The organism is Intrasporangium zincisolvens (assembly GCF_034724055.1).
Classification (GTDB): Bacteria; Actinomycetota; Actinomycetes; order Actinomycetales; family Dermatophilaceae; genus Monashia; species Monashia zincisolvens.
In genome coordinates, this window is record NZ_JAWIIL010000009.1 from 81,210 (window position 1) to 87,461 (window position 6,252).

A 6,252-nucleotide genomic window follows, 5' to 3' on the forward strand; every position below is an offset into this window, starting at 1 on the left:
CACGGCATACTCGGGACGTCCCGCCCCACCGTCCCCGCCGACCTCCCGAAGGCCATGCAGCCCCGCTCCTACCGCACCCTCGCCGGTGCCGCCCGCGCCGAGATCGAGGTGCGACGGTCCCGGTTCCTCTGCGACGTCGAGCCGGTGCCGAGCGAGGAGGACGCGCGGGCCGTCGTCGAGCGGGTCCGTGCCGCGAGCCGGGACGCCGGCCACCACTGCACGGCATTCGTCCTCGGCCCTGACGCAGCCACCGTGCGCAGCAACGACGACGGCGAGCCCTCGGGCACGGCCGGGGGCCCGATGCTCGAGGTGCTGCGCGGGGCCGGGCTCACCGACGTCGTGGCCGTCGTGACGCGCTGGTTCGGCGGCACCCTCCTCGGCACCGGTGGGCTCATCCGTGCCTACGGCGACGCGGTGGGTGCGGCCCTCGCGGAGGCTCGCATCGTGGCGATGTGCCGTCGCACGGCGACGACGGTCGAGGTCGGCCATGCCGAGGGGCCGCGGGTCGAGAACGCCCTCCGGGCGCTCCCCGACGTCACGGTCACCGGCGTCGACTACCTCGCCGAGGGCGTCCGGCTGCAGGTCGCCGTCGACCCTGCAGCGCTCGACGCGTTCCGCGGCACCGTCGCGGCACTGACGTCGGGGTCCGGACGCGTCACGCCCGGGGCGGACCTGTGGGTGCCCGCCGGCCCGGGCGAGTGAGTCGACCGAGCCGCGTCAGCCGCGTCACCCGCGTCACCCGCGTCAGCCGCGCAGGTGGGCCACCATCGACCACGACGGGTCGTGCGTCTCGGTGACGCCGACGCTGCCCTGCGTCCAGCGTCGGGAGGCCGCGCGCACCCGGTCCGCGGCGTCGCTGGCGCCGTCGACGAAGACGTGCAGCACGCGGGTGCCGGCGCTGGACTGGTGCGCGACGACCCGGCCGCGGCCGGCGAGGTCGAGGGTGAGCGCATCCTCGAAGTGCCGCAGCTCCTCGAGCGCGCCGGGCGTCGGCAGCCCGTCCTCGGTGGCGAGGTACTCGAGGAAGACGCCGACGTGCGTGTCGAGCTCGGGCGCGATGGCGGCCGCGAGCGGCACCTGGGCCATGGCGAGGATCGGCCCGTCAGCGCCCTGCCCCTGGAACACCACCTGGTGCGGCTCGCCGTCCGACGAGGTGTGCTCGGCCTTGAGGTCGGCCACGAGGCTGCGCACCCAGCGCAGCGGGAAGGCGTCCATCGGCGCGAGCTGCGGTCGGGCGACCTCGCCGATCCAGCACTCGACGTCCGACTCGCCGATGGCCGAGTCGAGGGCGAGGTAGGCGATGGTCGCGCGGGCGGCGTCGTCGAGGTGCTCGAAGGACGGGTGGTGCACGGCGACCGAGAGGCGCAGGCCCTCGCGGCGGGCACTGACGACGATGTCGCGGAAGGCCACGGTCGCCCCCTCGGTCTCGAGCTCGACGGCGTCGACGTCCTGGACCGGCTGACGCGTGTCCGCGTAGCCCCACGTCGCCGTCGCGGTCGGCGCGGACCGGAGCCAGCGGCGCGCGGTGGCCCGGAGGTCGGGGTCGCCCTCCGGCGAGACGACGAGCAGGTGCGCGCTGCGGCCACCGGCCGACAGCTCCCACGTCAGGCCGTCGGCGATCGCGGCCACGCGCCGGCTCAGCTCGTCGGCAACGCGGACCGGCTCACGGTCGGCGAGCGCGGCCGCGGTGAGGTCGGCGCCGGACTCCTGCCACCAGGACCAGAACGCCGCAACCGGGTCGGCAGGGGCCTCCTCGTCGCGCGAGCGCCGGAACAGCCTCATGGCCGCTCATCCTGCACCATGAGGCTGGGAGCGTGCGCCGTGCGGCACGATGGGGCCATGGCATCCCAGGCACTGCACCTCGGCTCCACCGACGCGGCCAACGCGCTGCTCGCCCACGACCCGCTCGCGCTGCTGCTCGGCATGCAGCTGGACCAGCAGATCCCGATGGAGAAGGCGTTCACGTCGCCGAGCGTGCTCGCCGAGCGGATGGGCGTGCCGGCCGGCGGCCACCTCGACGCCGCCGCCATCGCGGCGCTGCCGCCCGAGACGCTCCTCGAGCACTTCCGGACGCCGCCGGCGCTGCACCGCTTCCCCGGCTCGATGGCCACGCGCACCCAGCAGCTGTGCCAGGCGCTCGTCGACGACTGGGGCGGCGACGCCGCGAACGTCTGGGCCGGCGTCGACACGGGCCGCGAGCTGGTGCGCCGCATCGGCAGCCTGCCCGGCTTCGGCGACCAGAAGGCGCGGATCTTCGCCGCGCTGCTCGCCAAGCAGTTCGGGGTGACGCCTGAGGGCTGGCAGGAGGCCACCGGCGACTACGGCCAGCCGGGCCACCGGTCCATCGCCGACGTCGTCGACGACGCGTCGCGCCTCAAGGTCCGCGAGTTCAAGAAGGCGAAGAAGGCCGAGGCGAAGCAGCAGGCCTGAGCCGCAGCGACATCCAACCCAGACGCGGGGGGGCCCCCACCACCGGCCGNCTGAGCCGCAGCGACATCCAACCCAGACGCGTCGGGCCCCCTTCCAGCGGAAGGGGGCCCGACGCGTCAGTGCTGAGTTCGGCTCAGCGCGAGGCGGGTCAGTCGGCGAGGAACGCCAGCAGGTCCGCACGCGTGAGGACGCCGATCGGCTTGCCGTCGTCGACGACGAGCACCGCGTCGGCGGTCTCGAGCTCCTTGCGGGCCGCCGACACCGGCGAGCCGGCGCCGATGAGCGGCAGGCCGGGCTCGATGTGCTTCTCGACGGCGTCGGCCAGGTGCGCACGACCGGTGAACAGCGCGTCGAGCAGGGCCCGCTCGCTGACCGAGCCGGCCACCTCGCCCGACATGACCGGCGGCTCGGCCTTGACGACCGGCATCTGCGAGACGCCGTACTCCTGCAGGATCGCGACGGCGTCGCGGATCGTCTCGTTCGGGTGCGTGTGCACGAGGGCCGGCATGTCGCCCGACTTCGTGTGCAGCACGTCGCCGACGGTCTGCTCGGTGTGGTCCTCGGTGAGGAACCCGTAGGAGTGCATCCACTCGTCGTTGAAGATCTTGCTCATGTAGCCGCGGCCGGAGTCGGGCAGCAGCACCACGACGACGGCGTCCTCGGGCAGGTCCCGGGCGGCACGCAGGGCCGCGACGACCGCCATGCCGCACGAGCCGCCGACGAGCAGGCCCTCCTCGCGGGCGAGACGACGCGTCATCTCGAACGACTCGGCGTCGGTGACGGCGATGACCTCGTCGACGACCGACGGGTCGTAGGCGCCCGGCCAGAAGTCCTCGCCGACACCCTCGACGAGGTACGGGCGGCCGGTGCCACCGGAGTAGACCGAGCCCTCGGGGTCGGCCGCGACGATGCGGACCGCGCCGTCGCTGACCTCCTTGAGGTACTTGCCGGTGCCGCTGATCGTGCCGCCCGTGCCCGCGCCGGCGACGAAGTGCGTGATCCGGCCGTCGGTGTCGCGCCAGATCTCCGGACCGGTGGTCAGGTAGTGGCTGTTCGGACCTTCGGGGTTGTAGTACTGGTTCGGCTTCCACGCACCGTCGATCTCGCGGACGAGGCGGTCGCTCACCGAGTAGTAGGAGTCGGGGTGGTCCGGCTCGACCGCGGTGGGGCAGACGACGACCTCGGCCCCGTACGCCTTGAGCACGTCGCGCTTGTCCTGGCTCACCTTGTCGGGGCAGACGAAGACGCACTTGTAGCCGCGGCGCTGCGCGACGAGCGCGAGCCCGACGCCGGTGTTGCCGCTCGTCGGCTCGACGATGGTGCCGCCCGGCCTCAGGAGGCCGTCGCGCTCGGCGGCCTCGACCATGCGCAGCGCGATGCGGTCCTTGACCGACCCACCCGGGTTGAAGTACTCGACCTTCGCCAGGACCGTGCACCTCACCCCCGCGTCGGCGGTGACGGAGCCCAGCTTGACCAGGGGGGTGTTGCCGACGAGGTCGGCCACGTTCTCTGCGTACTTCACGCGCCCATCCTAGGTGCGTCGTCCCAGCCCGCGAGACGGACGCCCGGGCGGCGGACGCCGTCGACGCGGCGAGGGCGCGGTGGGTATGACAGCGCCGAGAGCCGTGGTGACGCCCGGCCGGGGTCGTGCGAACCGGGCACGACGCGTCGGTGCCGAGCGTTACCGTGAAGAACCGGCGAGCTCGTCAGGGGGCGGACGAGCACCGGCGAGACGCAGGACCGACGGAGGGGGTGGCCGATGGGACGTGCACGACGCGCGCGACGGATCGCCCAGCAGGCTGCCTACGGCGGCGGCGTCGGGGTCGCCGGTCTCGGCCTGCTCAGCCTTCTCGGCTACGGCGTCATCAAGGCGGAGGCCGCCATGGCCCGGCGCCTCGTCGGCCAGCCCTTCGAGGGCGCACCGGAGGACGACGGACGCTACGGCTTCGGCCCCGGCGAGCCGATCCGGCTCGTCGTGCTCGGCGACTCGACCGGCGCCGGCATGGGCGCCGCGCACCCGCACCAGACGATCGGGGCGATCGTCGCGGGCGGCGTCGCCGCGTTCAGCGGGCGTCCGGTGCGCCTGACGAACGTCGCCGTCGTCGGCGCGGAGTCTCCCGACCTCGATGCGCAGGTCGAGCGCGCCCTCGAGGAGGTCCCGACGCCCGACGTCGCCCTCGTGCTCATCGGCGCCAATGACGTCACGCACCGCATCGACACCTCCGTCGCGGTGCGCCACCTCGAGATGGCGGTCCGCTGCCTGCGCGAGGCCGGCTCGGAGGTCGTCGTCGGCACGTGCCCCGACCTCGGCGCCATCGAGCCGGTCCCCCAGCCGCTGCGCCTGCTGGCCCGACGCTGGTCGCGCGACCTCGCGGCGGCCCAGACCGTCGCCGTGGTCGAGGCGGGCGGGCGTGCCGTGTCGGTCGGCGACATGCTGAGCGAGGCCTTCAGCGCCGACCCGAAGATCATGTTCAGCGAGGACCGCTTCCACCCGAGCCCGGCCGGCTACGCCCGGGTCGCCGCGGCCCTGCTGCCCACTGTCAGCGCGGCCCTCGACCTCTTCGGTGAGCGCAGCGCCCCGCCCGAGCCGAACCTGCGCCGCGGCGAGGGCGTCGGCCCGGTCGCGATCGCCGCCACCCGCGCGGTGGCGCAGCCCGGCACCGAGGTCGCCCCGGCCGAGGTGGCCGGCCAGGCGCGCGGCCGGCAGGGCCGCTGGGCGGTGCTGCTGCACCGGATGCGCCCCGCCGCGCCCGTCGGGTCGTTCCCCCGCGTCGACCGTGACCCGGTGCCGGCCACGGACCGGGCTGACGCGTCCGTCAGCCGCGACGCGTCGGACAGCGCTGACGCGTCCCGTGGCAGTGACGCGTCCCGTGGCCCCGACGCGTCGGTCAGGATGGCGGCGGAGGCGTAGGTCGGGGCGTCCGAGCGCGACCAACCCGACCGGGAGCACGACGAGGGGCCACCCGCGGTGCAGGTGACCCCTCGGTCGTGATGCCGGCGCCGGTGGCGCCGATGGGCTGCGTCAGCCCAGCTTCATGATCTGGCTGGCCGGCGGGGCCTTGATGCCGAGGTCCTCGCCCCACTTGGAGAAGTCGAGCTGGCCCGGGCTCTTGGTCGAGCCGGTGAAGCGGACGACCTGCTGCTTGTCCTTGGACACGTAGAGGGCGCCCTCGGACTTGCCCTTCTTGTCGGTGAGGACCCAGCAGTCCGTGCCGTTGATGGTCTCCTCGGTGACCGTCGGGGACAGCTGGCTCGGCGTCACCGCGCCGAAGGCCTTCTCGAGGAAGCTCTTGAGGCTCAGGCTCTCGGTCATCGACGAGGCGGACGCCGGCGCCTTGATGAACTTGTCGCCGGCCTTCTGCACCGAAGCCGGAGCGCCCTGCTTCTTCCAGAACGTCGCGTCGGCCTGGATGTAGACACCGTCCGGCAACGTGATGAGGCGCGCCTTGCCACTGTCCTGCATCGCGATGGTGATGTCGGACGTCTTGCCGTCGCTCGTGCCCTTGAAGTCGATGGAGATCTTCTTGCCGGCCTGCTCGACGTCACCGACGAAGGCCGCCGAGGTCGCGGCGAGCGCGTTGGTCTTGGCCTTCTCGAGCACGTCGGCGGGCTTGGGCGCCGCCGAGTCGGACGTCGCCGGGGCGGACGTCGTGGTGGAGCCGGCGGTCGAGGAGCCCGTGGACCCGGTGGTCGGCGTGTCCGACTTCGAGCACGCGGCGGCACCGAGGCTGATCGCGAGGGCGCCGGCGAGGGCGACGGCGCGGGTCGTCATGGTCTTCATGGGTGGGAGGCCCCCTGGCCTGGTCGGGTCGTGGGCCCGCC

General features: G+C 73.8%; 6 protein-coding genes. 3 read left to right on the forward strand and 3 right to left on the reverse strand.

Going from position 1 to position 6,252, the window contains the following annotated elements; genetic code table 11:
* Positions 1-54: 54 nt before the first annotated feature.
* Entirely contained in the window at positions 55-702 is a 648-nt protein-coding gene (locus RY076_RS19205; protein ID WP_323100861.1) for an IMPACT family protein, read from the forward strand.
* Between the two features lie 42 nt (positions 703-744).
* Here RY076_RS19205 and RY076_RS19210 read toward each other — a convergent pair whose 3' ends face one another.
* Positions 745-1,782 (reverse strand): DUF695 domain-containing protein, encoded by a 1,038-nt coding sequence (locus tag RY076_RS19210; protein ID WP_323100862.1) that lies wholly within the window; start codon positions 1,780-1,782, stop codon positions 745-747.
* A gap of 57 nt (positions 1,783-1,839) precedes the next feature.
* Here RY076_RS19210 and RY076_RS19215 point away from each other — a divergent pair, with 57 nt between their 5' ends.
* Positions 1,840-2,430: an HhH-GPD-type base excision DNA repair protein gene (locus RY076_RS19215; protein ID WP_323100863.1), complete on the forward strand. Its 591-nt coding sequence runs from the start codon at positions 1,840-1,842 to the stop codon at positions 2,428-2,430.
* Positions 2,431-2,578: 148 nt separating this feature from the next.
* Here RY076_RS19215 and RY076_RS19220 read toward each other — a convergent pair whose 3' ends face one another.
* Positions 2,579-3,952 carry a cystathionine beta-synthase gene (locus RY076_RS19220; protein ID WP_323100865.1) on the reverse strand — a complete coding sequence of 458 codons (1,374 nt, stop codon included), beginning with the start codon at positions 3,950-3,952 and terminating at the stop codon, positions 2,579-2,581.
* A gap of 237 nt (positions 3,953-4,189) precedes the next feature.
* Here RY076_RS19220 and RY076_RS19225 point away from each other — a divergent pair, with 237 nt between their 5' ends.
* A complete protein-coding gene (locus tag RY076_RS19225; RefSeq protein WP_323100867.1) occupies positions 4,190-5,341 on the forward strand; it encodes an SGNH/GDSL hydrolase family protein in 1,152 nt (383 codons plus the stop codon).
* Between the two features lie 111 nt (positions 5,342-5,452).
* On the opposite strand, the gene RY076_RS19230 is transcribed toward RY076_RS19225, so the two are convergent.
* Positions 5,453-6,211: a hypothetical protein gene (locus RY076_RS19230; RefSeq protein WP_323100868.1), complete on the reverse strand. Its 759-nt coding sequence runs from the start codon at positions 6,209-6,211 to the stop codon at positions 5,453-5,455.
* Positions 6,212-6,252 lie beyond the last annotated feature (41 nt).